This is a genomic window from Methylobacterium sp. WL8 (assembly GCF_008040045.1).
GTDB lineage: Bacteria > Pseudomonadota > Alphaproteobacteria > Rhizobiales > Beijerinckiaceae > Methylobacterium > Methylobacterium cerastii.
Map to the genome: position 1 here is coordinate 1 of NZ_VRVF01000199.1, position 907 is coordinate 907.

The 907-nt window shown below is 67.3% G+C and carries 1 protein-coding gene; it reads left to right on the plus strand.

Going from position 1 to position 907, the window contains the following annotated elements:
• Positions 1–78 precede the first annotated feature (78 nt).
• Positions 79–897 (plus strand): IS5 family transposase, encoded by an 819-nt coding sequence (locus FV234_RS25890; protein ID WP_147765418.1) that lies wholly within the window; start codon positions 79–81, stop codon positions 895–897.
• Positions 898–907: the final 10 nt, after the last annotated feature.

Consider the following 907-nt stretch of genomic DNA (forward strand, 5'->3'; position numbering starts at 1 on the left):
AGACCCCGTTTCATAATGGGGTGAGCGGCAGGTGTCGCGGGCGTTGGGAGAGTGTCTGACGCTCACCCTGGATCGCCGATGTGGACCCCTACCGCTCGCACCGAGCTTGCGCGCGAAAGCCGCCCCTACGCAACCTGTCTGACCGACGCTGAATGGGCCGTCGTCGGCGCGATGCTGCCTAGTCCCGCATCAAGGGGTCGCCCCTGGCGCTGGCCGATGCGGTGGGTGCTGGATGGGGTCCTGTATGTGTTACGGACAGGCTGCGCTTGGCGGCACCTGCCGCATGAGTTCCCACCCTGGTCGACCGTGCATCGCTGGTTCTTGCGCCTGTCAGCTTCGGGCGTGTTCGAGCGCCTCGCCCACGCCCTCACGATGGACGACCGCGAGCGAGCCGGGCGTGAGGCCAGCCCGACCGGTGCCGTCATGGATGCGCAGGCGGCGCGCTCGGGCGGCGTCGGCGTCGATGGAGAACGCGGCTACGATCCAGCCCGGCGTGTGGTGGGCCGCAAACGCCACGCGCTGACCGACACGGATGGCCGTCTTCTGATCGCCGCCGTCTCGCCTGCTGACCTCCACGACAGCCATGGAGGCGTTGCGCTTTTGCGTGCCTCGCGCGGTCTCTGGCCGTTCCTGGCCCACTGCTTCGCAGACCGAGCTTATCGAGGCGAGCGCGTCGGCACCGCGACGGCGATCACCATCGAGATCATTGCGCCCGACGAGGGACAGAAGGGCTTTGCGGTTCAACCGCGACGCTGGGTCATCGAGCGAACCTTCGGATGGATCAGTCGATGCCGCAGGCTCGCCCGTGATCACGAGGCGACGGCCTCTTCCGCACTCGCCTTCTTCGTCCTGGCAGCAGCCATGATCCTCGTCAGACGCCTGGCACGAGCGTTATGAAACGGGGTCT

Coding starts and splice junctions, on each gene's coding strand:
- FV234_RS25890 (WP_147765418.1), top strand. CDS start 79: ATGTGGACCCCTACCGCTCGCACCGAGCTTGCGCGCGAAAGCCGCCCC.